Genomic DNA, 26,760 nt, shown 5'->3' with positions numbered 1-26,760 from the left:
GGGACAGGGGCGGTGGGGGAGGTGCGTGCAGGCGGGGTGGGTGTGCTGGCAGGTGCAGTGGGGGTGGGTGCGCCGGGGCTGGGGGTGGCTGGACTGGTTGGGGTGGGCATGGGGGAATCTTGGCTGTTGGGTTGGGTGGGGTTCTAGGGGTTTTGTCGGTGGGGGCGTGGGATGCTGGGGGTGTGGCTGTTCGTAGGGGTGCTGCGCCGAGGTTGGGCGATGTTTTGCTGGTGACTGGGGCCGAGGGGTTTTTGGCGGATCGGGCGGTGCGGTCGGCTATTGCGGCGGTGAAGAAAGAGTTTGCTGACGTTGAGACGACTGAGTTGGATGCTTCGACGTTGGATGTCGGGGTGTTCGCTGAGTTGACTGGGCCGTCGTTGTTTGCGGCTGAGCGGGTGTTGGTGATGCGGGCGCTGGAGAATTTGCCGGCTGAGATGGCTCCGCGCTTGATTGAGTACGCCGGTGCGGCGGCGGACGACATCTTGCTGGTGCTGGTGCATTCGGGTGGGCAGAAGGGCAAGGGGGTTCTCGACAAGCTGCGGAAGGCCTCGGTGACCGAGGTGGTGGCGACGGCGCCCAAGGCGTGGGAGTTGCCGCAGTTTGTGGCGGGGGAGATCCGGCTGCATGGCGGGAATGTGGATGAGCGGGCCGCGTCGGCGTTGGTGGATGCGGTGGGGCATGACCTGCGGGCGCTTGCTGGGGCGTGTGCTCAGCTGGTGTCGGACTCGGGTGGGCAGGCGGTCACGGCTGAGCTGATCGGGCGGTACTTCGGTGGGCGGGCCGAGGTGACGAGTTTCGCGGTGGCGGATGCGGCGATCGCGGGGCGGACCGAGCCGGCGTTGGAGCAGCTTCGGTGGGCGCTCGACTGTGGGGTCGCGCCGGTGTTGATGACGAGTGCGATGGCGGGTGGGCTGCGAGGGCTCGCGAAGTTCTCGAGTGCTCCGAGTGGGATGCGCGAGGCGGACCTGGCCCGGGAGGTCGGCGTACCGCCGTGGAAGCTGAAGTCGCTGCGGCAGCAGTCCCGGGGGTGGACACCGGGTGGGCTGGCGACCGCGATCAAGGCGGTGGCGCAGGCTGATGCGGACGTGAAGGGCGCGTCGGGCGATGCCGGCTATGCGCTGGAGCGGATGGTCATCACAGTCAGCCGCGCGCACGGCCGCCGCTGACCCACCCTACAGAAATCGAGAAGCCCGGCCTGGTTTTGGGTACGCAAAAACGATCGGCCGGTCGGATGACTGGCCGATCGTCAGGTGCGGATCAGAGCGAGGCGGCCTTCTTGAAGATGGCCGACTTGCGGTTGGCAGCCTGGTTGGCGTGGATGACGCCCTTGCTGGCGGCCTTGTCGAGCAGCCGGCCGGCCACCTGAGCGGTCTCGGTCGCCTTGGCGGAGTCGCCGGCCTCAGCGGCCTCCCGGAAGCGGCGCACGGCCGTCTTGAGGGTCGACTTCACCGACTTGTTGCGAAGTCGCGCAGCCTCGTTCTGACGGTTGCGCTTGATCTGGGACTTGATGTTCGCCACGTGAGCAGAGCCTCGATCAGGAGTATGCGGTCAATACAGGAAAGGTGTCGCGCGCACGGCTGTGTAGCACCCGTGAGTGCGCGAAGGGCAAGATTACCAACAAGCGCACCCTGGCACCAAACCGGCCGCCGCGGGGGAGCGCACCGGGTCAAGCTTCGGCGGCGGCCTTCAGGCGGTCGAGGGTGATCCGGATTCCCCGCTGGTTGAGCTTCAGGCGGTCGCCGAAGATCGCATTCATCGCCGACCGGAGGGCGGCCGGACGGCGATCGGTCCACGACTCGGCCACCACGCAGCCCTCGGCGGTCGGGGTGAACTCGTAGGACCAGAGCGCCACCTGGAGCGGGCCGAAGAAGATCTTGAAGGTGAACCGGCGGCCCGGATCGGCCTCGATCACCTTGCCCTGGGTCAACCAGCGGGCCGCGCCGACCCGGTTGCGGCCGACGAACCGCGCTCCGACGGCCGGTCCCGGCGTACTGGAATTCCAGGCCACGCCGGTGCATTCCGGGCTCCACTCGCCCATCCGGGGCAGATCGCTGACCAGTGTGTACAGCGCGTCAGCGGGTGCTGCCACGGTGATCGTCTCTGTCAGGTCCGGCATCGGGTTTTCCCTTGCGGTGAGATGACACGGCCGTGCCGAGCGTGACACCCCGCAGGGTCCCCCGGCATACTCAGGGCCCCGTGACGCTGCTCACCACCAGCGCCGGGATTGCAGCGAGCCCACCGTCCTGGGAGGACCCTTGTCCCGCCGTACCCCGATCGTTCTGGTCAGCGCGCTCGTCGCGTCGCTGGCCGGGCTGCCTCTGGTTCACGCCCAGGCAGCCGAGACGCCGTCCCTGCCGGACCCGCTGGTGAAGGAGTCGGTGACCGGCTCGTACGTCGTCCAGCTCGACGACGCGCCCGTGGCCGAGTACGACGGCGATATCGCCGGACTGCCCGCTACGCGGGTCGCGGCCGGCGGCAAGCTGGTCAAGAGCGCTGCTCCGGTGCTCGACTACGTGCAGCACCTGACGCGTGAGCGTGACCAGGTCCTGAAGGTCGCACCGGACGCCAAGAAGCTCTACGACTACAACTACACGTACTCCGGCTTCTCCGCCGAGATGTCGTACGACGACGCCGTGAAGCTGGCGAAGTCGTCCGGCGTGAAGAGCGTCGAGCCCAGTGAGCTGCAGCACCAGGACACCGTCGACACGCCGCGCTTCCTCGGGCTGTCCGGCAAGGGTGGGGCCTGGCAGCAGGCCGGTGGCATCGACAAGGCCGGCGACGGCGTGATCATCGGTGTCATCGACTCCGGTTTCGTACCGGAGCGGTCGAGCTTCGCGCCGATCAAGACCACCAAGGCGTCGGACGCGCTGATTGCGAAGAAGTGGAAGGGCACCTGCCAGGCCGGCGAGGAGGCCCCGCTCGTCACCTGTAACAACAAGGTGATCGGCGCCCGCTACTTCGACAAGGGCATCGGCAGCCGCCCGATCCCTGACGAGTTCAAGTCGCCGCGCGACTTCGGCGGTCACGGTACGCACACCGCGAGCACCGCGGGCGGCAACTACGGCGTCGACATGACCGTGATGGGTCGCGACTACGGCAAGGGCTCCGGTATGGCGCCGCAGGCCCGGCTCGCGATCTACAAGGCGCTCTGGGCGGTTGACGCGACCGGTGGCGGTTCCGGCACCGACGCGGACATCATCGCTGCGATCGACACCGCGGTCGCCGACGGCGTGGACGTGATCAACTACTCGATCTCCGGCACCGGTTCGACGTACGTGAACGCGACCGGTCTGGCCTTCCTGCGCGCTGCCAAGGCGGGCGTGTTCGTGGCCGTCAGCGCCGGTAACACCGGCCCGGGCGCGGCCACGGTCGGCAAGACCTACCCGTGGGTGACGACCGTTGCCAACGGCACCCATGACCGCGACATCCAGACCACCGTCACCTTCGGCGACGGCAGCAAGTACACCGGTGCCGGTATCGGCGCGGGCGTGCCGAGCTCCCCGGTGATCCTGGCCAAGGACGCCGGCCTCGCCGGTGCGAACCCGACCAACCTGGTGCTCTGCCAGGCCGGCACGCTCGACCCGGCCAAGGTGGCCGGCAAGATCGTCGTCTGCGACCGCGGCGTGAACGCCCGCGTCGACAAGAGCGCCCAGGTGAAGGCAGCCGGCGGCGTCGGCATGATCCTGGTCAACATCGTCCCGGGCACTCTGGACTCCGACCTGCACACGGTCCCGTCGGTCCACCTGGACGACAAGGCCACCCCGGGCGTCAAGGCCTACGTGAGCGGTACGGCGACCCCGACCGCGACCATCAGCGCCGGTACGCCGGTCAAGGTCGTGGCGCCGAAGGTGGCCGCGTCCTCCAGTCGTGGTCCGTCCCCGGCCGGTAACGGCGACCTGCTGAAGCCGGACCTGATGGCCCCCGGCACCAACGTGCTGGCCGCGACGACCGCGTTCAGCGCGGCCGGTGGCGAGTACGCGTTCATGAGCGGTACGTCGATGTCGACGCCGCACGTCGCTGGTATCGCGGCCGTCCTGAAGAGCAAGCACCCGGACTGGTCGCCGATGGCGATCAAGTCGGCGCTCGCGACCACGGCGACCACCAAGGACACGGCCGGCAAGCCGATCCAGAACGACTCCGGTACGCCGGCCACCCCGTTCGGGTACGGCGCCGGGATGGTCCAGCCGAAGAAGGCCATGGACCCGGGTCTGGTCTACGACTCGACGTACACCGACTGGGCCAAGTTCGTCTGTGGCTCTGGTGAGGTGGCGGCCACGCACGAGCTGTGCGCCGGTGGCAAGGTCGACCCGAGCGACCTGAACTACCCGACCCTCGCGGTCGGCGACCTGGCCGGTAAGCAGACCATCACGCGCACCGTGAAGAGCGTCAGCAAGCTGCCCGAGGTCTACTTCCCGAAGGTCGAGGGTGCGACCGGGCTCAAGGTGACGGTGTCGCCGAAGGTCCTGATCACGCTGCCGGGCAAGACTGCGACGTACAAGGTCACTGTCGAGAACGCTGGTGCGCCGCTCGAGCAGTACTCCTTCGGGACGCTCACCTGGAAGTCTGCGTTCCACTCGGTGTCGAGCACGCTGGCGGTCAAGCCGCTGACCGTGAAGGCGCCGGTGCAGGTCACCGGGACCGGAGTGAGCGGTTCGGTGCAGGTGCCGATCACGGCCGGCTACACGGGCACGCTGAACACGACGTCGGTCGGTCTGACGGCGGCGACTGTGACTGACGCCGTGATCAAGAAGGCGGGCGGGGTGTCGTTCCCGGCCACCAACCCGCAGGCCAACGACCACGTCGCGAAGCTCACGGTGAACATCCCGGCCGGCACGAAGTACGCCCGGTTCTCGACGTTCGACGCGGACTACCCGGCGGCCACGGACGTTGACGTGTACGTCTACAAGTCCGGTACGACGGCGCTGCTGGCGAACAGTGGTGGCGGTTCGTCGGAGGAGGAAGCGAATCTGGTCGCACCGGCGGCCGGCTCGTACGACGTGTACCTGGACTACTTCGCCGGAGCCGACAACCAGACCGTGAAACTCAACCACTGGGCACTCACGACGGCGGAACCCAACCTGACGGTCACCCCGGCCGCCCAGGCCGTAACGACCGCCGCCCAGGCCACGGTCACCGCGAACTGGACCGGCCTCACCGCCGGCACCCGCTACCTAGGCCAGATCGCCTACACCGACGGCGCAGCCGGCACCGGCTCGACTGTCCTGCGGGTAGACAGCTAGAACCAACAAACGAAGGGCGGTCCCACCACCACGGTGGGACCGCCCTTTCGTCATGCTCAGGGGCGAGCGAGGGTGATTCGGTTGTCCTTCTCGGTCCGGAGCAGTTTGCACTCACCGGTGGTGACCTCGCAGCGGTACAGGCGCTGCGGTCCCTTGCCCATCTCGGGCCGGGTGACGACCAGCACCTTGGTCGCGTCCTCGAACACCGGGCTCGGCCAGCTCTCGATCTCGTCCGGCAGGTCGAGCTTGGTGGTCTTGCCGGTGGCGACGTCGATCGTCAGGCTCTCCACGCTGTGCAACACCTTCCCGCCGTCGGGCGAAATGACCGGGTACAGGGCCTGAAAGCCCTTGTCGCAGTACTCCCGCCGCACGTCGAGCGCGGCGTCCCGCAGCACACCGATCTGGAAGCAGCGTTCGGGCTCGGGTCCGGAACCCTTGGGGGTGGGCCTCGTCGTCGCGAAGTTCTGTCCCGGCTTCGGCTTCGTCCGCTCGGCTCCCTTCGCGAAGACCACCATGTCCGAGTTCGCTGCCGTTGCGCTCGAGAAGAAGCCCCCGGGGACCTGCACCGGCCGGGCCGACGGCTGACCCGGCTTCCACACGTACAGCCGCTCCTCGGCGTAGGGGTCACCGGAATCGAGCCAGATCCCGTCCTTGTTCCAGTTGACCGTGCCGGCCATCCTCGACGGCGAGGCGATGGAGCTGACCTCGGTTCCGCCGGCGAGGTCGTAGACCGCGATCCGCGTCGTGGTGCTGGTCGGATAAATGGTCATGGCAACTTGCTTGCGGTCCGGCGACAGGATCGGGCCGAAGGACATCTTCGGGCCCAGTGGGCGGACCTTCCCGTCCGCCGTCAGGATGCCGGATGGGGACTTTGCTCCGCCGTTGATCAGCCAGCCGGCGTCGACCCGGCTCGCGACCGTGGTGACGCCGTTCGGCAGGCGGACTGTCTGCGAGCCGTCGTACACACTGCCCTTCCAGTTCGTGTTTGTGACGGTGTACGGCACCTTGGGCGCTGCGTCGGTGGGTGGTGCTGCCGGGGCGGCCTTGTCGGGGCCTAGGTGGGTCAGGACGGTGACGGTGAGGGCCAGTACGGCGGCTACTGAGGCGGCGGTGGCGAGGATGGGCCAGACCGGGCGGCGGCGAGGCAGGTCCTCGAGCAGGCCGGGGCCTTGGGAGGTGCTGGGGATTGTGGCGGCCTTGGTGTCCAGGTAGTCGCGGAGGCGAGATTCGGTGTCGTTCATCGGATGTCCTTCAAGCGGTCGGTCAGCGTCGCGAGGCCTCGGGAGGCGTTCGAGCGGGCGCTGGACTCGCCGATGCCCAGGAGGTGGGCGATTTCGGCGAACGGGAGATCTAGGTAGAAGCGGAGGACCAGGACCTCGCGGGTCCGGGTGGGTAGGGCCTGCAGTGCCCGTTGCACCTGGAGGCGCTCTTCGCCGAGGACTGCGTCGCTCTCGGCGGAGGCGTTGGGGGCCTGGTGGGGCGGGATGTAGAGCCGCGCGACCCGGCGGCGGCGCAGGACCGAGCGGCTGCGGTTGAGGACCGCGGTTCGCAGGTATCCGAGCGCCGCTTCCGGCTCCTTCAGCGGCCAGTGTCGGTACAGGTTGGTGAAAGCCTCCTGTACGACGTCCTCTGCCGCCTGCCGGTCGTCCATCACCAGCACGGCCAGGCGGACGAGGCCTGCCCAGTGCTGCTGATAGAGCGCCGACACGGCGGTCTGCGCGTCATCACGCGCCAGGGCCCGGACGGGGCCGCTGATGCTCACCATTTGATTCGTCACACCCCCAGAGACGCCCGTACCGCCAGAACGCTGCTACCCGAGCCGCTCCCGCACCCAGTCGAGGTGGACGAGCGCCTGCTCCCGCTGCCAGGTGCGGATCGTCGGGAGCCCCGGCGGGGGCTCCTGGGCTGCGCCCCACCACTGGCCGCCCGCGATGGCGGCGATGAAGCCGGTGATCGCGGGGTCGTCCGGTAGCGGGGGCAGCCGGACCGCACTGCTCCGCATGTCCGCCTGCAGGATCACAGTGTCGGTCCAGCGGGGGCCAAGGCCGGGGTGCGCCCAGTCGATGAAGACCACGCGGTCCTCGGTCAGGATGAGGTTGTCCGCGCGCAGGTCGTAGTGGGCGAGCGCCTTGCCGTCCGCCATGACCCGCAGCGTGTCCTGGGCCAGTGCGGCCAGCTCCTGCACCCGCCCGTCGAGCCAGTCCGGTACGGCGAGGCCGTCCGTGAGCACCTGATCCCAGCGACTCAGGAACTCGCGGCTGCGGATTGCGACCACCGGTGCGTCCGGCCATGGCGAGGGGTCCAGGGACTCGGTGAGTTCGGCCAAAGCGTCCAGCACGCGGTCGGCCTCCGACTGGATCCACGGGTGGGAGGGCAACCAACCGGAGATGTCCTCGAACAGCAGGCCGACCCAGTCACCGTCGTCGTACACGTCCAGCAGGCGCGGAGTGGAGGACAGCGGTCCGATCGACTGCACGGCCTCGATCTCCTGGCGGAACAGCGTGGGTGTCTTCGGATTGAGCGCCGTGCCGACGGTTTTGACGAAGGCGCGGCGACCGGAGGCGGTGACCAGGCGGGCGGCGACGCCGGGGGAGAAGCCGCCCTGCTGGGTCGTGGCGGAAACCACGGGCGAGCCCAGCGCGCGGTCGACCCACGCCCGCACCGCCAAAGGCGTCTTTTCGAAGGGTAAGCGGACCCCTGCAGCGTGTGCCATGCGTCACCACGGTAGGGGCCGCGAGCCTCGTCCGCTCCGATTTTTCAAATCCGCTGGCCGCGCATGGGATGATTGACCGGTTGACCTGTATCACCCGAGATGAACTGGATCCCCTCCGTGCCCGTTGGCTCCCCGAACGTTCCGCAGCCGGGTCGTACCGACCCGACGCTGATCCGGAACTTCTGCATCATCGCCCACATCGACCACGGCAAGTCGACGCTGGCCGACCGGATGCTGCAGATCACCGGTGTGGTCGACCCACGGCAGATGCGGGCCCAGTACCTGGACCGGATGGACATCGAGCGTGAGCGCGGTATCACCATCAAGTCGCAGGCGGTCCGGCTGCCGTTCACGCCGAAGCCGGACACTCCGGGTGGCCTGCTGGCCGCGGACGGTACGACGTACATCCTGAACATGATCGACACCCCCGGCCACGTGGACTTCACCTACGAGGTGTCGCGGTCGCTGGAAGCGTGTGAGGGCGCAGTGCTGCTGGTCGACGCCGCCCAGGGCATCGAGGCGCAGACGCTGGCCAACCTGTACCTGGCGCTGAACGCGGACCTGCACATCATCCCGGTGCTGAACAAGATCGACCTGCCGGGCGCGATGCCGGACAAGTACGCCGCGGAGCTGGCGCACATCATCGGCTGCCGCCCGGAGGACGTGCTGCGGGTGTCGGCGAAGACCGGTGAGGGTGTCGAGGACCTGCTGAGCGAGATCGTCGCCCAGATCGACCCGCCGAAGGGCGTCAAGGACGCGCCGCCGCGGGCGCTGATCTTCGACTCGGTCTACGACACCTACCGCGGCGTGGTGACCTATGTCCGGGTGGTCGACGGCGAGCTGACGCACCGCGACCGGATCAAGATGATGTCGACCGGCGCCGTGCACGAGATGCTCGAGGTCGGGGTGATCTCGCCCGAGCCGAAGAAGTCGGGCAGCATCGGCGTCGGCGAGGTCGGCTACCTGATCACCGGTGTGAAGGACGTCCGCCAGTCCCGGGTCGGTGACACCGTCACCGCGGCGATCCGGGGTGCGACCGAGGCGCTGGGTGGCTACAAGCACCCGCAACCGATGGTGTACTCCGGTCTCTTCCCGATCGACGGCGACGACTACCCGACCCTGCGGGACGCCCTGGAGCGTCTGCAGCTGAACGACGCGGCTCTGCAGTACGAGCCGGAGAGCTCCGGCGCGCTCGGCTTCGGCTTCCGCTGTGGCTTCCTCGGCCTGCTGCACATGGAGATCGTCCGCGAGCGACTCGAGCGCGAGTTCGACCTCGACCTGATCTCGACCGCGCCGAACGTGGTGTACCGGGTCACGATGGAGGACGGCAAGGAGCACGTCGTCACCAACCCGAGCGAGTTCCCCGAGGGGAAGATCGACGAGATCTTCGAGCCGGTGGTGCGGGCGACGATCCTGAGCCCGAAGGACTTCATCGGCACGATCATGGATCTGTGCCAGACCAAGCGCGGCAACCTGCTCGGGATGGACTACCTGTCCGAGGACCGGGTCGAGCTGCGCTACACGCTGCCCCTGGCCGAGATCGTCTTCGACTTCTTCGACCAGCTGAAGTCGAAGACCAAGGGCTACGCGTCCCTCGACTACGAACCGACCGGTGAGCAGGCGGCCAACCTGGTCAAGGTCGACATCCTGCTCCAGGGCGAGACGGTCGACGCGTTCTCCGCGATCGTGCACCGCGACAACGCCTACGCGTACGGCGTCGCGCTGGCCGGGAAGCTCAAGGAGCTGATCCCGCGGCAGCAGTTCGAGGTGCCGATCCAGGCCGCGATCGGGTCCCGGATCATCGCCCGTGAGTCGATCCGCGCGATCCGCAAGGACGTCCTCGCCAAGTGCTACGGCGGTGACATCACCCGGAAGCGCAAGCTGCTCGAGAAGCAGAAGGAGGGCAAGAAGCGGATGAAGATGGTGGGCCGGGTCGAGGTCCCGCAGGAAGCCTTCATCGCTGCCCTCAAGACGAACGAGCCGGCGGAGAAGGCCAAGAAGTAGTGCTCGACATCCCAGCCGGTCTGCAGGTGGTTGCCTCGCGTGGGCAGGACTGGGCGGACTGGCTGGATCGCCTGCCGCGGCTGGCCCGTGAGCTGCTCGACGAGTGGCAGTTGCGGGTCGACGGGGCGTCGGCGCACGGCGAGTGTGCGCTCGTCGTACCGGTCCGCACGGGCGACGGACAGAGCGCCGTACTGAAGGTGCAGTTCCCGCACTGGGAGGCGGAGACCGAGCACCTCGCGCTGCGGGACTGGGCCGGGAACGGTGCGGTCCAGCTGCTGCGGGCGGATCCGCGGCGGTTCGCGTTGCTGCTTGAGCGCTTGGAGCCGCGTGACTTGACCACGCTCCCGGTCCTCGACGCGTGCGAGCTCGTCGGTACGACGTACCAGCGGCTGCACGTGGTTGCCGGGCCGCAGTACCGGACGTTGTCGGGGGAGCTGAAGCGGTGGCTGGAGCGGTTCCGGCAACTGCCGTCGTCAGCGCCTGTACCGCACCGGTACGTCGAGCAGGCGAGCTCGCTGGCCGAGGATTTCGCCTCGGACCCGGCCACCGACGGCCGTCTGATCCACACCGACCTGCACTACCAGAACGTGTTGGCGGGGAACCGCGAGCCCTGGCTGGTGATCGACCCCAAGCCGTTGTCCGGCGACCCGCACTACGAGGTCGCACCGCTGATCTGGAATCGCTGGGACGAGATCACCGGTGATCTCCGGTTCGCTGTCCAGCAGCGCTTCTACACCGCGATCGACGCGGCCGGGCTGGACGAGGCCCGCGCTCGCAGCTGGGTGATCCTCCGCCAGATGCTGAACGTGCTGTGGGCCGTCGAGAGCGCCACGACCGATGCGTTGCTGCCGCGGGATTGGTTGACCCGCAATATCTCCATCGTCAAAGCCATCCAGGAGTAGCTAACCTGGCCGGTATGCGCGTGCTGACGGTGAACGTGGTCGAGGAGCTCATCCCGGGTCCGAAGGACACTGGACTCACCGCGATCGACAAGCGGCCTCAGGCCGGGCGGGTGGCCGTGGGTACCCTCGGGCTCGCCGGTGACCAGGTGTGCGACACGAAGCACCATGGCGGTCCCGATCAGGCGCTCTACGTGTACGCGGAGGAGGACGCCGGCTGGTGGGCCGCGGAGCTCAGCCGCGAGATCCCCACCGGTCTGTTCGGCGAGAACCTCCGCACCGAGGGCCTGGACATCAGCGGCGCGCTGCTGGGCGAGGTCTGGCGGATCGGCGACGAGGTGGAGGTGCAGGTCCGGTCGCCGCGTATCCCGTGCGTCACCTTCCAGCACCGCATGCAGCAGCCGCACTGGGCGAAGCGCTTCTACCAAGCCGGCCGCCCCGGCGCGTACCTGAAGGTTCTGAAGACCGGCACGATCGGCGCCGACGATCGCATCGAGATCCTCAGCCGTCCCGACCATGAGGTGACGGTCGCGGAGATGTTCGCCGGCCAGGACTCCGCCAAGATGCAGCGCATGCTCGACTCCGGTACCGACCTCCGCGACGAGATCCGCGGTATCGCGCAGCGCATCGCCGCCCGCACCTGAACCATCTCGTGGGTTAACCCATCCGGTGGTGGGTTCTGGACCCGCATGCGAGTGCAGAACCCACAAGCTTCTGGGGGAACCCATCTCGTGGCGGGCTAGGGGGTGAGCTCGGCCAGCGCCTTCGTGAGGCGGTCGGCGTCGGCCTCTCGGCCTTGCTGGCGGTAGAGGTCGATGGCTTCCTGCCAGTGCGCTCGTACGGCGGCCTGATCGCCGAGCGCCAGGTAGGTGTCGCCGACGCGGTCGAGGGAGTTCGCCAGGTGATAGGCGTTCCCCATCTGGCGGTACAAGCCGATGGCGTGCTGATAGCTCGCGGCCGCGTCGGCGTACCGGCCGTCGCCGTGGGCGATGTAGGCGAGGCTGTCGGTGGTCACGGCCTCGCCGTCGCGGTCGCCGACGGAGATGTAGATGCTCAACGCCTCTTCGCAGTACGGACGGCCGTCGGTGTAGCGGGCGCTGAGCGCGTAGAGCCAGCCGACGAAGTTGAGTGCGTCAGCGGCCCAGACGGGATCCAGGCGACGGCGGTGTGCCAGCTGTTGCAGTGCGTGCGGCAGGGCCTTCTCGTAGTCGCCCTGTCGCTCATAGGCCGCGGCCAACGCTTGATGGGCGTGACCGAGCACCAGCGCGGAGCCGTCCTGTTCGGCGTACTGCAACGCTTCGGTGAGCACCTGCATGGACTCGTTGTGCCGACCGACCTTCGCGTACGTGTGGCCGAGGAAACGCAGTACGAGCGCCTGCACGGCCGGGTCGGTCAGCTGCGGGACGCTGCCCAGTGCGCGCTCCCACACGATCAGCTGAGCGGTCTGATGGCCGCTCCGGTTGTGGAACGTGTTGAGCGCCCAGGCGAGCTGCCACACCCGAGTGTGGAGGCCCTCGGCTGCCGCTAGGCGCTGTGCCCTGACTATGCACGCGTGCTCGGTCTCCAGCCACTGCTGCGCCGCAGCACGATCGGGGTGTTCCACCGGACGCGCACCGGGCTCGGGGTCCTCGAGCTGTTGTTGTGGGCGACGTGGGGCGAGCAGGCGGTCGGCGTTGAAGGTGCTGAACAGGTAGTGGTCGATCAGTCGGCGCAGGGCGGCTCGACGCGACTCCGGATCGCGCTGCTCGACGGCGTACAGCCGGAGCAGGTCGTGGATGCGGTAGCGGCCTGGTGCGTTCTGGTTGATCAGGTTGGCGCTCTCCAGCCGCCGCAACAGCGCGCGGACGCGGCCGACCGGCTGATCGACCAGACTGGCCGCAGCGCCGATCCCGAGGTCCGGTCCAGGCGCGAGCGCCATCAGGACGAACAGCTCGGCCTCCTCCGGCGACAGTGCCCGGTACGACGACGCGAAGACACTCCGCAGGCTGTCCGTCAGCTCGTCCGTGGTGAGCGCGTCGAGCCGGGACTCACGGAGCTCGTCAGCCAGCACACTGAGCGGCAGATCGGGACGCGAACCAGCCCGCGCCGCCACGATCGCCAGCGCGAGTGGCAGACCGGCACAGTGCTCCAGCAGTTCCGCGAATGCCTCCGGCTCTGCCGCACGCCGAGCCGTACCGACCTGTCGCGCCAGGACCGCATCGGCGTCCGCAGCCGGCAGCACGTCCAGATCGACCAGTACGGCGGAGTGGTGTGTCAGCAGCCCGCCGAGTCGGCTCCGGCTCGTCACCACGACCGTGCAGCCCGGTCGGCCAGGTAGTAGCGGAACCACCTGGGTGCTGTCGATCGCGTTGTCCAGCACGATCAGCATCCGCTTGCCGGCCAGCAACGTCCGGTACGCACCGACCCGCGCCTGCTCGTCGGCCGCGATCGTCGTGTCAGATGCGCCCAGCGCATGCAGGAACGCCGTGAGCGCAGTCGAGACCGGCAGCGGCGCATCCGTCGGGTCGAATCCGCGCAGGTCGATGAACAACTGCCCGTCCGGGAAGCGATCCAGGTTGCGGTGCGCCCAGTGCAGGACCAGCGAGGTCTTGCCGACACCCCCGATCCCGCTGACCGCAGTGATGCCTGCGTCCGACCTGAGCTGGTCGAGCGCCTCGGAACGGCCGCTGAAGGTTCCAGGTGCAGCCGGTAGCTGCCGGGGCACGACTCGGCTGGGGGTGGGCTGCTGCAACAGTCGCTGATGCAGCTGCTGGAGTGACGTAGACGGGTCGATACCCAGCTCGGCAGCCAGCCGCCGGCGGAGCCGGTCGTACTGGTCGAGTGCCTCGGCCGTCCGGCCCGCCCGGTCCAGTGCGTCGATCAGCTGCCGGGCGACTCGCTCGTCCAGCGGATGAGCTTCGGCACGGCTGATCAGACTCGGCAGCAGTTGGTCGTGTGCGCCCTGCTCCAGCTGGCGATCGACCAGGTCGAGTTCGGCCGCGAAGTGCGCTGCCACGAGCACCTGCCGTTGCTCGGCGAACCAGGGTGTGTCCAGACCGGCGAAGGGCTCGCCCCGCCACAGCGCGAGCGCTTCGGGCAAGGACGCCGTACCGACCAAGGTGCGAAAGGCGTGCATGTCGATCTGGTCGGCGGCGACCTCGAGCACGTAGCCACCAGGCCGCCGTACGAGCACGTCGCCGAGGATGCGCCGCAAGCGGGAGAGGTACGAGTACAGGGTCTCCCGCGCTCGCTGTGGCGGTGCGTCGCCCCAGACCCGGTCGACCAGTACGTCGGCCGGCACCGGCCGCCCGTGCTCGACGAGCAGGACGGCCAGCACGGACTGCTGTCGCAGGTGCCCCAGGTCCACCGGTACGTCGCCATCGGTCCGGGCCTCGATCGTGCCGAGCACCGCGAAGCGCATCCGACCTCCCGGGTCCCTGGGGCCCCGATTCTATGACGTGGCGAGCTTGTCCACGTTCGGACCACCGTTCGCCGTGGTGGCGACCGCCTTGATCTTGTTGCTCCCCGCAACCAGATTGACGGTGATCGTCCTGGTCTGCCAGGTCGTCCAGGCTCCGGTCCCGGCGAAGGCGAGCCCGGGGGAGACGACCGTGCCGTTCACCGACACGTCCATCGCCCGGTTCGCCGTCGTACCGTTGGCGTAGCGCAGCTCGACCGTGGCCGGGCCGGCCGTGGTCGCGTTGACCGTCCACTCGACCGCACTGCCGACCACGTTGTCGTAGTTCACGAAACCGCGTCCGGTGAAGCCGACATGGTTCGACTCGACCACGCCGTTCGTGATGGTCGCGTCCTCGGCCTCATACACGACGGGCTCGGGGTCGGTCGGTCCGCCGCCGTTGCCCGGGATCGTCTGCGTGGCCGTGTTCCACCCGGTGATCCGCACCGACGGCGAGGCGCCCTTCAGATCCGCGGTCCGGTACGTCGCTCGCAGTACCGTCGTCTCGCCCGGCCACAACGACACCGCGTTGTCGTTCCACTGGATCGGCAGCACCGGCTTGCCATTCGTCACGACATGCGCGTCGAGGTAGAACGCAGGAGTCTTCGCGGTCGACGTGTTCTTCAGCGTCACCGTGGTGATGGTGTTCTCACCGGAGGTCGTCGTCGACGCGCTCGCTGACACCGGCGTCTGCGCCAGCGAAGACAGACCCTTGAGGTCGGCGTAGCTGGTCGTCGGCGTGTAGTACCAGTCGGTGCTGTTCCAGTCGAGCGTGTCCGCCTTGGTGGACAGCCAGTACACGTTCCGGCTCACCTCGGCACCCGACGAGTTCGTCAGTACAAGCTTCGCCAGGTACGTCGTCGACAGGCCGCTGACCGCCGGAATCGTCAACGCCGTCGTCTTGCCGCCGTCACCGGGAACCGTCACGTTCGCCGACTGGGAGAACTTCTCGGTCCCATCGATGTTGTAGAGCTTGACCGAAGCCGTCAGCCCCGACGCTGCAGCGTGGTTCTGGTTGACGACGGCAACGGACTTGGTGTCGTAGGAGTACTGGATGTGCAGCGGCTCGTTCGCCTTCTTGGCGCCGTAGTACGCGCCGTTCTGATCGAGGTAGGCGTCGAAGAGCTGCCAGTGCAACGACGTCCAGCCGCTGTTCAGCATCCAGTAGATCAACCCGGTCGACGGATTCGACGCGTCGCTGAAGTTGCGGTTGTGCGACTCGAACTCAGCCCGCACGTTCTCGTACGCGGCGAGCTGCGCCTTCTTCACATAGTCGTTCAGATCCGCCGGAGCGCCGTACCGGCCGGCCAGTGCATTGCCGAACAGCTTCAGGTTGCCGAACGTCGACGACTCGGACCGGTGGTACTGGTTGGCCGCCGGGTTCTTCCAGAGCACCTCGAGCTCGGCCGGCGTCATCATCCGGTTCAGCGTGTCCAGCGTGGGGATGTCCGGCCCGGCCGACGTCTCGGAGTTGAAGTTCCACGCGCCACCGGAGTTGTTGTGCGCCTTGTCGTACCAGTAGTTCGGCGGGATCCAGTCGTAGGGCCCGTTCATCTTCATCCCGGATGCGCCAAGCTGCGGCGACGACTTCGCCGAGGCGGCCGGAATGATCGGCGTCTGCCAGTCGGCCGCCGCCAACGCGTCGAGGTAGCCCTTCTCCTTGTCCGCGGGCGGCGCGAAGTCACTGCCGATCAGGAAGGTGAAGACGCTCGGGTGGTTGCGCAGCCGCTCGGCCTCACCGGTCATCGACAGTTTGGCGACCGCCTTGTCCTCCGCGCTCCACCCATTGGCCTCCCACTTGTCGCAGCATTCCCAACCGGGCATGGTCAGGACGCCGAGCTCATCGGCCAGGTCGAAGAACTCGTCCGGCTCGATGTGCCCTTCCAGCCGGACCGTGTTCAGGCCCAGATCCTTGACATACTTGAGCTTGTCGGCGGCCGCGGTCTGGTCCCAGCGCAGGAACAGGTCCGGCGAATAGCCACCGCCCTTGATCAGCAACGGCCGTCCGTTGATCGAGTACGCCCGGCCACCACTGCTGTTCAGTGGCGCCTTCACATCCCGTACGCCGAACTTGGCCGACGTACTGTCTGACGCCGTACCGCCGACCGATGCGGTCAGGTCGATCGCGTAGAGCGGCTGACCGCCCATCCCAGCCGGCCACCAGACGTTCGGGTTGTCCAGCCCGATCGTCGCGAAGGTGACCGTCTTCTTCTCCTTGGCCGCAAGGGACACCGTCTGACTGACCGGTACGCCGGCCACTGTCCCGCTGACCGTGGTCGTCACGGCCGCGGACGAGTCGTTGCGCACGTCAACCTTCGGTGTCAGGTCCACGTGGTTCAGCGACGGCACCGTCAGCTTGGTGAGCACGTGGGCACCGCGGAGAGCGACCGCGCCGCTGCGCCGAACCAGGACGTCGCGGACGATGCCCATGTTCTTGTCCGGCGGAGTCTGGGCCCAGTCGATCCAGCCCATGGTGAGATCGCGGTTCGGGTCGTTCGGGTAGACCTTGAACGCGATCGAGTTGCTCCCGGCATGCACCTGCGCGGTGATGTCGAGGTCGTGCCGCGTGTAGGCGCCGACGATCTGGTTCTTGTCGGCGACCCGGACGCCGTTCACCCAGACGTCGGCCCGCGACAGCACACCGCTGAAGTCGAGGTAGGTGCGCTGGCCGGTGTCACCCAACTGCAGCTCTGTGCGGTACCACCACGGCACGTTGAACTGCGCCTTGTCGACGTTCTTCATGTTCGTCGAGAAGAACGGGTCGGGGTACTTGTTGTTCTGCAGCAGCCCGGCGTACACGGTCGACCGGGAGGAGACCGGCAACCAGCCGGTGGTCGGGAAACCCGGCTTGGTGACGGCCGAGTCGTCGGAGACCTGCGCTGAGGTCTGTAACTGGAAACCGGGGATGGGACTGACCGAGGCAGCAGCCGCGGCAACACTGGACGTCGGTGGAATCAGGATTCCGGCGACCAGAGCTCCGGCGAGCAACCAGCGGAGAGGAGATTTCATGGGGCGGTCCTCTGCACTTAATGGTTAGGAATGTTTCCTAACCATAGGCCTCGCTCAGGGCTCCCGGTAGCCCAACGCCGCGGAGATCTTGCGGGCGGCCTCGGTCGCCGCCGGTGCCATCAGCGCCACCTGCGCGATCGACTGCTCGAGCGAGAGAGTCGAGATGCTGACCGCGGCGATCGCCAGCCCGGTGTGGTCGTGGATGACGGCGGCGACGCACCGGATGCCCGGTTCGTTCTCCTCGTCGTCCAGCGCATAGCCGCGCGCCCGAACCTGAGCCAGGTCGGCCTTCAGGCCGGCCGCCGTGGTGTGGGTCAGCGGGGTCCGCGCGGGCAGGCCGGTCCGGGTGATGTGCGCGTCGAGGGCGTCGTCGTCCTTCTCCGCCAGGAGTGCCTTGCCGATCCCGGTGCAGTGCAGCCAGAACGCCTTCCCGACCCGGGACGGCATCCGGTATGGCTTCGGGCCGTCCAGGCGGGCGACATAGATCGCCTCGTCACCGTTGAGCAGGCCGACATGCACAGTGCAGCGCGTCTGGGCGACCAGATCGGCGAGCACCGGGCGGGCGACCGTGGCCAGGTCGACGTTCGTCAGGGCGTGCCCGGCCAGCCGGAGTGCCTTCGGGCCCGGATGGTACGAACCGTCGTCGGCCTGTGCGACGAACTCGTGCTCCACGAGCGAAGCCATGATCCGGTGCACGGTGGACTTGGCCAGACCAGTCGCATTCACCACGTCGGTGAACCGCGAGTGCTCCAGGACGGCATCCAACACCATCAACGTCTTGTCGATGGCCGAGGGCGAACTCATGTCGGACATCCTGCCACTCCTTATCTGGCCAGCCAGCCACCGTCGACCGCGAGGATATGGCCGTTGACGTAGTCCGCCGCCGAGGAGGCCAGGAAGACCGCCGCGCCGACGAGATCGTCCGGCCGCCCCCAGCGACCGGCCGGGATACGGGACCGGATTGCGGTCTCGCGCTCCGGATCGGCCCGCAGGTCGGTGGTGTTGTCGGTACTGATGTAGCCCGGTGCGATCGCGTTCACCTGGACACCGGCCGCACCCCATTCGTTGGCGAGCGCCCGGGTCAGTCCCGCGACCGCGTGCTTGCTGGCAGTGTAGGCCGGAACCGTGATCCCGCCCTGGAAGCTGAGCAGGGACGCGATCGTGACGATCTTCCCCGCACCCCGTTCGGCCATCGCGGCCCCGATCGGCCGGGTCACCGCCCAGGTGGAGTTCAGGTTCACGTCGATCACGTGCCGCCAGTCCGCCGTACTGGTCTCGGCAGCGGGGGCTCGGCGGATCGTGCCGGCGTTGTTGACCAGGATGTCGACCTGCCGGGTCCGCACCAGTTCGGTCGCGGCGGCTTCGACGGCGTCGGGTTCGGCGAAGTCGGCGGTCACGATGGTGGCCTCGCCACCGCCGTTCTGCTTGATCGCCTCCAGCGTGTCCTCGAGCGCCGCGTCGCGGGCGAACAGGATCAGCTCGGCGCCGGCAGCGGCGTACCCGGCGGCGATGGCCGCTCCGATACCCCGCCGGGCGCCCGTGACGAGCGCCGTACGGCCCTTGAGGCTGAACTGCCCAAATGAGTCGGGCGCAGCTGTCACCGGAGACCCCGGACGTCGACGCCGTCCATGTCGGTGAAGGCCTGGTTCTCGCCGGCCATCGCCCAGACGAAGCTGTACGACGAGGTGCCGACACCGGAGTGGATCGACCAGCTCGGGGAGATGATCGCCTGCCGGTCGGCCACCAGCAGGTGCCGCGTCTCGGCGGGCTCACCGAGCAGGTGCACGATCCGCTCGGTCTCGGGCAGACCGAAGTACAGATAGCACTCGGTACGGCGGTCATGCGTGTGCGCGGGCATCGTGTTCCAGGTGCTGCCGGCGTGCAGCGTGGTCACACCGAGCACGACCTGGCAGCTCTGTACGCCGCCGGCATGGATGTACTGATCGATCGTCCGGCGGTTCGCGGTCTGCTGGTCGCCGAGCTCGAGGCGGTTGCCCTCGCCGGGGTTCACCAGTGCGGTCGGGAACTCGGTGTGCGCGTTGGCCGAGAAGATGTAGAACGCCGAGTCGGCGCCTTCGAAAATCACCTCGCGGGTGCCACGGCCGACGTACAGGCAGGCACCGGTGGTCAGCTCGTACTTGGTGCCGTCGGCGGTGACCGTGCCCGGGCCGCCGACGTTGACGATGCCGGCCTCGCGGCGCTCGAAGAAGTACTCGCTGCGCAGCTCGGGCCAGGTGCCGAGGGTGAGTGGAGCGGTAGCCGGGACGGCGCCGGCCAGCACGATCCGGTCGTGGTGGGTGAGCACCGCGGTGACCGTGTCGGGGGTGAAGAGGTCGTCGACCAGGTACTGCGCGCGCAGTCCGGCGGTGTCGAAGCCGGGCACCTGGGCGGGGTGAGTGGCGTGACGGATCTGGAGTGGCGACTGTGCATTCACGGAACCAGGTTCTATCTAGTAGAACCTCCTGTCAAACGCTGCTGGGCACGGTTTACCGGGTGGAACTAGGGCGACTTTTGTTCCGGGTTCCGTCTCTTGACACGCTGTTCTGTTCGGTGGAACCTTCCAGTCACTCGCCCGTTGTCCCTGGGAGGACCCCATGACCGCTCTGGACTGGACAGTCCTGGTCGGCTACTTCGTGCTGATGGTGGTGATCGGACTCTGGTCCCGCACCAAGATCAAGAACGTCGTCGACTACTTCACGACCGGAGGCCGGATTCCCTGGTGGCTGTCCGGCATCTCGCACCACATGTCCGGCTACAGCGCGGTCATGTTCGTCGCGTTCGCCGCCGTCGCCTACAACTACGGCATCACCGTCTACGTCTGGTGGGCGGTGTCGATCGGTGTCGGTGTCGGCATCGGCGCGTTCCTGTTCGCCGCCCGCTGGAACCGGCTGCGAGCCAAGCACGGGGTTGTCTCGCCGCTGGAGTACCTGGCCCGCCGCTACAACCTGCCGACCCAGCAGGCACTGGCCTACTCGGGTGCGGCCCTGAAGGTGGTCGACATCGCGTCCAAGTGGGTCGCGATCAGCATCCTGCTGAACGGATTCACCGGCGTACCGATGCGGTGGGGCATCCTGCTCACCGGTGTCGTGACGATGGCGTACGCGACGCTGGGTGGGTTGTGGGCCGACGTGCTCACCGACTTCGGTCAGTTCATCATCCAGGCCGCTGCCGGGATCGCGATGTTCGTCGGTGTGCTGGCGCACTTGGGCGGCGTCTCGACGCTGTGGACGATGTGGGACAAGCTCCCCGAGGGCCACGGTGACGCGCTGAACGGGCCGTACACACCGATCTTCCTGATCGCGTTCCTGTTCATCAAAACCTTCGAGTACAACGGCGGCATGTGGAACCTGGCCCAGCGCTACATGGCTGCGCCGTCCGGTTCCGCGGCCAAGAAGTCCGCGCTGCTGTCGTCGTTCCTCTGGCTGGTCTGGCCGCTGATCCTGTTCATCCCGATGTGCGCCGCGCCGCTGCTGGTGCACCCGGGCAAGGCCGAGCAGTCCTACGTCCAGCTGGCCCAGCTGCTGCTGCCGAGCGGCCTGATCGGGCTCGTGCTGGCCGGCTTCTTCTCGCACACGATGGCGATGGTCGCCTCCGACGCGAACGCGATCTCCGCCGTCATCACCCGAGATCTCGCCCCGGTGCTGGTCAAGAAGGTGCGCTCGTTGACTGACGCCGCGATGCTGAAGTTCGCCCGGATCACCACGTTCGCCTTCGTCACGGTGAGCATGATCATCGCGATCTCCACCAACGGCCAAGGCGTCGTACTGAAGATCGTGGTCGACCTGGTGGCCGCCACGATGGGCCCGATCGCGATCCCGCTGATGCTCGGCCTGCTGCCCTGGTTCCGGCGCTCCGGTCCGCGCGCCGCGCTCGCCTCCTGGGCGATCGGCCTGATCACCTGGGCGATCGTGAAGTACGGCGTCGGCTCCACCGACACCACCCTGGTCGTCGCGTTGCCGCTGGCAACCTCTCTGGTGATCTTCGTCGGCCTCGGCCTGCTCCTCCCGGAGCGCCGCGACGACGTCGACGACCTGCTCGACTCCCTCAACACCGACCCCGACGAGACCGCGGAGGTCGCCGCCCGGCGCGCCGCCGCCCTCGGCTGACACCCCTGGAGAACCCTGATATGCCGAACATCACCGTCGAACTCCTGTCCGGCCGCACCCTGGACCAGCGCCGCGAGTTCGTCGCCGCCGTGACGGACTCCGCGATCGCCATCCTCGGCGCCAAACGCGAAGCCGTCCGCATCGTCTTCCAGGAAATCGAGAAGTCCGACGTAGCCAACGGCGGAGTCCTAGTCTCCGACAGCTGACCCGCCCCCACCCACCTTCCGCCCCGGCCCCTCTCCGCCCAGACGCTCCGGGCCGGATCCTGCCCCCAACCCCACCCCCCACCCCACGCGCCACCCCCAACCCGCCCGCACCCCCCATCTGGCCGTGCAACCCCCCAACTCACGGGCTAACCCCTGAGATAGGGGGTTGCCCCCTCAGAATCTGAGTGGGCAACCCCCCAGGTGAGGGGATGACCTCCGGGTTGGGGGGTGTGCGGCGGTGTCCGTACGACGAAATTGGGGGAGCCGGGGGAGGGGCCGGGGTTAGGGTTCGGTATGCGAGTTGGAGTGTTTGGGGCTACTGGTCAGGTCGGCAGCGTGATGCGTCAGCTGCTGGTTGAGCGCTCGTTCCCCGTGGACGAGGTGCGGTATTTCGCCTCGGCGCGGTCGGCGGGTACGACGTTGCCGTTCGGGGACCGTGAGATCACGGTGGAGGACTCGGCGACGGCTGACTTCGGTGGGCTGGAGTTGGCCTTGTTCTCGAACGGGAAGACGGCGTCCAAGGAGTTCGCGCCGCGCGTGGCGGCGGCCGGGGCTGTGGTGGTCGACAACTCGTCGGCGTGGCGGATGGATCCCGACGTACCGCTGGTGGTCTCCGAGGTGAACCCGGAGGACCTGAACGACCTGCCGAAGGGCATCGTCGCCAACCCGAACTGCACCACGATGGCCGCGATGCCGGTCCTGAAGCCGCTGCATGCGGCCTCCACGCTGACCCGGCTGGTGGTCTCGACCTACCAGGCCGTCTCCGGATCAGGCGGTGTCGGAGTCAGCGAGCTGGAGGACCAGACCCGCGCGCTCGCCGAGGTCGGTGGCCGGCTGGCGCTGGGCACCGAAGGCATCGCGCTGCCTGAGCCGAAGGTGTACGCCGGTCCGATCGCGTTCAACGTGCTCCCGCTGGCCGGGTCGATTGTTGCCGACGGCACCGGTGAGACCGACGAAGAGCAGAAGCTGCGCAACGAGAGCCGCAAGATCCTGCACCTGCCGAACCTTCCGGTCGCCGGAACCTGCGTCCGGGTCCCGGTCTTCACGGGTCACTCACTGAGCATCCACGCCGAGTTCGACCGCCCGATCACGCCGGCCGAGGCGACCGAGATCCTCGGTTCCGCGCCTGGCGTCGTCCTGGCCGACCTGCCGACGCCGCTGCTCGCGGCCGGCCAGGACCCGTCGTACGTCGGCCGGATCCGTCAGGACCAGTCGGTTCCCGACGGACGCGGCCTCGTGCTCTTCGTCTCCAACGACAACCTCCGCAAGGGCGCCGCGCTGAACGCGGTACAGATCGCGGAGCTACTCGCCAAGCGCTAGGCTCCTGCCTCCCAGGAGGTGAGCGAACTGGACCTGCGATTCCGGCTGTTGGGCACGCTCGAGGTGCGGACTGCTGCGGGCGACATCGTCCCGCTGCCCGCGCATCGGCCGACCTGCCGACGCGCTGACGACGTACTCCGCGGTGTCGCGCCGCCTCCGGGACCTGCTCGGAGTCGGACCCGGGCCTGAGCTCCAGCGGCTGTACAGCGAATTGCTCACCGCGACCGACGCGGACAGCATGGTGATCCCGCGCCAGCTCCCGAGCGCCGTCCCCGGCTTCGCGGGCCGGACCGACCAACTGCACGCACTCGACAACCTCGTCGCCGCGAACCGTTTGGGTGTCGTGATCGGCCCGCCGGGCGTCGGCAAGACCGCACTCGCGATCCATTGGGCCCGCCGCGTCGAGGACCGCTTCCCCGATGGCACCCTGTACGCCGATCTGCGTGGCTATGCACCGGATGCGGATCCGGCCGACCCGCGGGCGATCCTGCCGCGGTTCCTGGCCACGCTCGGCATCCCCTCCGATCGGTTGCCGACGACAACCGATGACCAGATCGCCTTGTACCGCAGTCTTTTGGCCGGCCGGTCAGTCCTCGTCGTCCTCGACAACGCCCGGTCGGCGGAGCAGGTCAGGCCGCTCACCGGTGCCCGCAGCTGCACCGTGGTGACGAGTCGCAACGAGCTGGGCGACCTGGTCGCGACCGAGCAGGCGGTGCCGATCCGGCTGGAGGCGCTCGACCCGGCCGAGTCCCGGAAGTTGCTCGCGGCAAGGGTTGGCGACGAACGGCTGCAGGCCGATGCCGAGAGCACCGAAATGCTGCTCGCGGCGTGTGCCGGCCTGCCGTTGGCGTTGTCGTTGCTCGCGGCCCAGATCGCCCTGCGGCCGCGATGGACGCTCAGCATGTTCGCGACCCGGGTGAACGAGGCGCTGCTGGATGCGCTGGCGGTGGCGGACGGGATCGACGTACGGACGATCTTTTCCTGGACCTACCGGCAGTTGCGGCCGGAGGAGGCACGGTTGTTCCGGCTGCTCGGTCAGCACCCCGGGGCCGAGATCACGCTGCGAGCGGCGGCCGCCCTCGCCGGTACGTCGATCCGCTCCGCGCGCCAGCTGCTCGACGTACTGGTGGGCCAGCATCAGTTGGTCGAGATCGCGCCGGATCGGTACGCGATGCACGACCTGCTCCGGGAGTACGCGCGTGAGCTCGCGGATCCGGAGGAGGCCGAGGCTGCGTTCATCCGATTGCTTGGGTATCTCGTGCACACCGGGGTGGCGGCGGCGCTGCAGATCGCGCGCGGGCGGCTTCCGGTCGACGTACCCGATCCCGATCCGTCCCTCGAGCTGGAGCTGCCGACGACGCGGGAAGAAGCGTATGCGTGGTTCGACTCGGAGCAGACGAACAGCCTCGCCGTACTGCGGGCTGCGGCCGGCCGGGCCGACGATCTGCTCTGGGTCTACGTCTGGGCGATCGCGGACTACCTCGACTTCGCGGGTCGCGCGGAGTATTTGGAGGCCGAGCATCTGGGTTTCGCGGCGGCGGTGCGGCTCGGGGATCTCCGCAAGCAGGCCAAGACCCGGCGGGACCTCGCCCGCGGCCACATGTCGTTGCGGCAGTGGGACGAGGCGATCCGGCACCACGAGCTCGCGCTCGACATCGCCGAGGAGCTCGCCGACGAGGAGGCGATCGCGCACAGCTCGCTGAGCATCGGCCGCGTGCTGACCAGGATGGGCCGGCAGCGCGAAGCCATCGCCACCACCACCCGCGCGCTGCGGCTCTACGAGCGGCTCGAACTGCACGACTCGCAGGCCAACGCCCTGAACAACCTCGGCTGGTACCACGCGCTGCTCGGCGAGAACGAGCTCGCCGTCCGGTACGCCGAGGACGCGCTCAAACTGTACGAACAGGTGGAGTCCGAATACGGCCGGGCGGTCGTCAGCGACACCTTGGTCTACGCCTTGGCCGCCGACGGCCGGCTCGATGAGGCGATCGCGTCATACACGACTGCCATCGAGATCCATCACCGGCTCGGTCGACGGCTTGACTCGGTCGAGTGTCTGACCTCGCGGGCCGGAGTTCAGGAACGGGTCGGGGATCGCGACGGTGCGATCGCATCCTGGTCCGCCGCGCTCGAGATCCTCGAGGCGGCAGACCATCCCGATGCCGAGCCGGTTCGCCGCTCACTCGAAGCGGCTCAGCAGCGGTAGAAGTCCTTGGTGTAGATGCCGTTGACGGCCTGCAAGGTGTGGTCGTAGCAGCCGTTCGCTCCGAAGGACTGGAAGCGGACGGTCTGCGTTCCGGTGGCGTGCCGCTGGTCGCGCGGGACGTTGTAGATCCAGGAGGCGCGGCCGTCGTAGGTCTCGTTGCTGAAGCCGTGGGTCGTCCGGATCTTGTCATGGATCTTCAGGTCGGTGACCACGTCATACGCGTTCGGGATTGTTGCGTGCGGCAAGAAAGTGAGCAGGCCGGTCTTGCCGTAGTCGAGATCGGTGAGCTCGACCTTGCTGCCGCTGGTCACGATCGAGGTGTCGCGCCAGTTCGCGTCCAGGCTGTCGTGGGTCTCACCGGCCGTCCAGGTGTGGTCGGACGTATTGCGTAGCGTGCGCTGGACTGTTGTGCGGATCCGACCTGCGGATGTGTCGACATAACCGCTGATCTTGAGCGTCCTGCTAGCCGTGGTCTTCACCGACGTGGTGGTCACCTCGTCCGACTTGGTCAGCGGGGCGACGGCGTACGAGGTGAGTTTGCCGCTGGTCTGACTGCGATGCGGGTCGGTCCAGACGTGCAGGTTCGGGACGGTGAACCAGCCGCTCTGCCCGGCCGGTACGCCGTTCACGTGGACGCGGAACTCGTGCGGTTTGCCGTCGGTGAGCAGCCCGGCGAACGGCGTCAGGTCGTAGGTCAACGGCTTGATGTCGAACGCACGCGGTGCCGGGGACGGGCGCCAGGAGTACGGATTCGACCAACCGCCGGTGTAGATATACGGATAGGGGAGCGCGATCCCGGCCGGCTTGCCGTCGATCGAGACGTCCACCTCCCGGTACGGCGATCCGTCCGGGCAGGAGTAGCCCGTCTCGGCGGGAGCCGACGTGTCCCAGAATTCTTCGCAGCCGCCACCCGACCCGGTCACGTACACCTCGCCGATCAGACGAGTCGCGTTCCGCGGGAGCGTCGCCGTACCGATCAGGTCGGATTCTTCGCGGCGCTGATCCTGCAGGGGGAGTACGACGTTCGCCGTCTTGGCGGCGGGGACTCGGCGGCTCGTGCCGTAGAAGGCGAGCGTGACGGTGATGTCGAGGACACCGGTGTAGGTCTCGTTGACGACGTTGCCGAGCTCCATCACGACCGGCTGCGGGGTGGTGAGCAGCGGGGCGTAGGAGGTGACGTCCTTCTCGACGTCCCAGGCGATGCCGTCGGCGCTCGGCTCCGGGGTCGAGGTCCGGAAGACGCCGACACCGCCGATGGTGATGTGGCCGAGGCGGTCGTACTGGACCCCCTTCACCTCGCCGTGCATCCGCAGCACGACCTTCGACCACGGGCCCTGGCAGGCGGCCGGGGGCGTGTAGGTCGACCGGTACGGGTCGAAGTTGCGGAAGCCGTGCCGGACGATCTCCACCTCGCAGTGCTTGGTGTCCGGTACGGCGACGGCCGGGGCCGGCGTCCGCGGATCGTCGTAGTCGGTGCCGAACTCGGACGGGGGCGGGGCGGCTGCCGCGGGGATGATCTGGGCGAGCAGCAGAGCGGAGAGTGAGACAAAAGCCACAGGCCGTATGCGCATGTTGCGGAAACGTAATCGAGAAGGTGCGGGTGGGCAAGCGAGTGCCATGG

At 68.1% G+C, this 26,760-nt stretch carries 21 protein-coding genes; 10 read left to right on the top strand and 11 right to left on the bottom strand.

Features of this window, described 5'->3' with window-relative positions; translation table 11 throughout:
- The first annotated feature begins 230 nt into the window (after nt 1-230).
- Complete coding sequence (gene holA / locus ABD231_RS20925) at nt 231-1,166, top strand: DNA polymerase III subunit delta (RefSeq protein ID WP_344154373.1); 936 nt, start codon at nt 231-233, stop codon at nt 1,164-1,166.
- Between the two features lie 91 nt (nt 1,167-1,257).
- On the opposite strand, the gene rpsT is transcribed toward holA, so the two are convergent.
- Both rpsT and ABD231_RS20915 read right to left on the bottom strand, forming a co-directional pair.
- Complete coding sequence (rpsT, locus tag ABD231_RS20920) at nt 1,258-1,518, bottom strand: 30S ribosomal protein S20 (RefSeq protein ID WP_344154370.1); 261 nt, start codon at nt 1,516-1,518, stop codon at nt 1,258-1,260.
- Between the two features lie 148 nt (nt 1,519-1,666).
- Entirely contained in the window at nt 1,667-2,116 is a 450-nt protein-coding gene (locus tag ABD231_RS20915; protein WP_344154367.1) for an SRPBCC family protein, read from the bottom strand.
- Nucleotides 2,117-2,255: 139 nt separating this feature from the next.
- Here ABD231_RS20915 and ABD231_RS20910 point away from each other — a divergent pair, with 139 nt between their 5' ends.
- Nucleotides 2,256-5,240 (top strand): S8 family serine peptidase, encoded by a 2,985-nt coding sequence (locus tag ABD231_RS20910; protein ID WP_344154364.1) that lies wholly within the window; start codon nt 2,256-2,258, stop codon nt 5,238-5,240.
- A gap of 56 nt (nt 5,241-5,296) precedes the next feature.
- Here ABD231_RS20910 and ABD231_RS20905 read toward each other — a convergent pair whose 3' ends face one another.
- The 3 genes from ABD231_RS20905 to ABD231_RS20895 are packed head-to-tail and all read right to left on the bottom strand — an operon-like array spanning nt 5,297 to nt 7,953.
- Nucleotides 5,297-6,481 (bottom strand): hypothetical protein, encoded by a 1,185-nt coding sequence (locus tag ABD231_RS20905; protein WP_344154361.1) that lies wholly within the window; start codon nt 6,479-6,481, stop codon nt 5,297-5,299.
- Nucleotides 6,478-7,005, bottom strand: a complete 528-nt coding sequence (locus ABD231_RS20900) for an RNA polymerase sigma factor (RefSeq protein WP_344154358.1) — start codon at nt 7,003-7,005, stop codon at nt 6,478-6,480. The genes ABD231_RS20905 and ABD231_RS20900 overlap by 4 nt, the downstream gene beginning before the upstream one ends.
- Nucleotides 7,006-7,050: 45 nt before the next feature.
- Nucleotides 7,051-7,953 (bottom strand): aminoglycoside phosphotransferase family protein, encoded by a 903-nt coding sequence (locus ABD231_RS20895; RefSeq protein WP_344154355.1) that lies wholly within the window; start codon nt 7,951-7,953, stop codon nt 7,051-7,053.
- A 117-nt stretch (nt 7,954-8,070) separates the two neighbouring features.
- Between ABD231_RS20895 and lepA the strand changes: the two genes are divergently transcribed.
- From lepA to ABD231_RS20880, 3 genes are read left to right on the top strand one after another with little or no spacing between them, the layout of a single operon-like run.
- Nucleotides 8,071-9,957 (top strand): translation elongation factor 4, encoded by a 1,887-nt coding sequence (gene lepA, locus ABD231_RS20890; RefSeq protein ID WP_344154352.1) that lies wholly within the window; start codon nt 8,071-8,073, stop codon nt 9,955-9,957.
- Nucleotides 9,957-10,859 (top strand): aminoglycoside phosphotransferase family protein, encoded by a 903-nt coding sequence (locus ABD231_RS20885; protein ID WP_344154349.1) that lies wholly within the window; start codon nt 9,957-9,959, stop codon nt 10,857-10,859. Before lepA ends, ABD231_RS20885 begins: the two co-directional genes overlap by 1 nt.
- A gap of 14 nt (nt 10,860-10,873) precedes the next feature.
- Nucleotides 10,874-11,500 (top strand): MOSC domain-containing protein, encoded by a 627-nt coding sequence (locus ABD231_RS20880; RefSeq protein ID WP_344154346.1) that lies wholly within the window; start codon nt 10,874-10,876, stop codon nt 11,498-11,500.
- A 95-nt stretch (nt 11,501-11,595) separates the two neighbouring features.
- On the opposite strand, the gene ABD231_RS20875 is transcribed toward ABD231_RS20880, so the two are convergent.
- Genes ABD231_RS20875 through kduI form a run of 5 tightly spaced genes read right to left on the bottom strand, consistent with a single transcriptional unit; the run spans nt 11,596 to nt 19,735 of the window.
- A complete protein-coding gene (locus tag ABD231_RS20875; protein ID WP_344154343.1) occupies nt 11,596-14,256 on the bottom strand; it encodes an AfsR/SARP family transcriptional regulator in 2,661 nt (886 codons plus the stop codon).
- 30 nt (nt 14,257-14,286) lie between these two features.
- A complete protein-coding gene (locus ABD231_RS20870) occupies nt 14,287-17,301 on the bottom strand; it encodes a glycosyl hydrolase 2 galactose-binding domain-containing protein (RefSeq protein ID WP_344154340.1) in 3,015 nt (1,004 codons plus the stop codon).
- Between the two features lie 54 nt (nt 17,302-17,355).
- Nucleotides 17,356-18,105 (bottom strand): IclR family transcriptional regulator, encoded by a 750-nt coding sequence (locus ABD231_RS20865; RefSeq protein ID WP_344154337.1) that lies wholly within the window; start codon nt 18,103-18,105, stop codon nt 17,356-17,358.
- 20 nt (nt 18,106-18,125) lie between these two features.
- On the bottom strand, nt 18,126-18,902 hold the full coding sequence (locus ABD231_RS20860; protein WP_344154335.1) for an SDR family oxidoreductase: 777 nt from the start codon (nt 18,900-18,902) through the stop codon (nt 18,126-18,128).
- Nucleotides 18,899-19,735: a 5-dehydro-4-deoxy-D-glucuronate isomerase gene (gene kduI / locus ABD231_RS20855; protein ID WP_344154333.1), complete on the bottom strand. Its 837-nt coding sequence runs from the start codon at nt 19,733-19,735 to the stop codon at nt 18,899-18,901. Before kduI ends, ABD231_RS20860 begins: the two co-directional genes overlap by 4 nt.
- 160 nt (nt 19,736-19,895) lie before the next feature.
- Here kduI and ABD231_RS20850 point away from each other — a divergent pair, with 160 nt between their 5' ends.
- The 5 genes from ABD231_RS20850 (at nt 19,896) to ABD231_RS20830 (ending at nt 25,139) form a co-directional block, all read left to right on the top strand.
- Nucleotides 19,896-21,407 carry a sodium:solute symporter family protein gene (locus ABD231_RS20850; protein ID WP_344154331.1) on the top strand — a complete coding sequence of 504 codons (1,512 nt, stop codon included), beginning with the start codon at nt 19,896-19,898 and terminating at the stop codon, nt 21,405-21,407.
- Between the two features lie 20 nt (nt 21,408-21,427).
- On the top strand, nt 21,428-21,613 hold the full coding sequence (locus tag ABD231_RS20845; RefSeq protein WP_132194310.1) for a tautomerase family protein: 186 nt from the start codon (nt 21,428-21,430) through the stop codon (nt 21,611-21,613).
- 294 nt (nt 21,614-21,907) lie between these two features.
- Nucleotides 21,908-22,933 (top strand): aspartate-semialdehyde dehydrogenase, encoded by a 1,026-nt coding sequence (locus ABD231_RS20840; protein WP_344154328.1) that lies wholly within the window; start codon nt 21,908-21,910, stop codon nt 22,931-22,933.
- An 18-nt stretch (nt 22,934-22,951) separates the two neighbouring features.
- Nucleotides 22,952-23,122 (top strand): hypothetical protein, encoded by a 171-nt coding sequence (locus tag ABD231_RS20835; RefSeq protein ID WP_344154326.1) that lies wholly within the window; start codon nt 22,952-22,954, stop codon nt 23,120-23,122.
- A complete protein-coding gene (locus ABD231_RS20830; RefSeq protein ID WP_344154323.1) occupies nt 23,076-25,139 on the top strand; it encodes a tetratricopeptide repeat protein in 2,064 nt (687 codons plus the stop codon). The genes ABD231_RS20835 and ABD231_RS20830 overlap by 47 nt, the downstream gene beginning before the upstream one ends.
- On the opposite strand, the gene ABD231_RS20825 is transcribed toward ABD231_RS20830, so the two are convergent.
- Entirely contained in the window at nt 25,127-26,710 is a 1,584-nt protein-coding gene (locus tag ABD231_RS20825; protein ID WP_344154320.1) for a peptide-N4-asparagine amidase, read from the bottom strand. The two genes, ABD231_RS20830 and ABD231_RS20825, sit on opposite strands and share 13 nt — an antisense overlap.
- Between the last annotated feature and the right edge of the window lie 50 nt (nt 26,711-26,760).

Source organism: Kribbella yunnanensis, assembly GCF_039529655.1.
Lineage (GTDB): Bacteria > Actinomycetota > Actinomycetes > Propionibacteriales > Kribbellaceae > Kribbella > Kribbella yunnanensis.
This window is presented reverse-complemented; position numbering and strand designations above follow the sequence as displayed.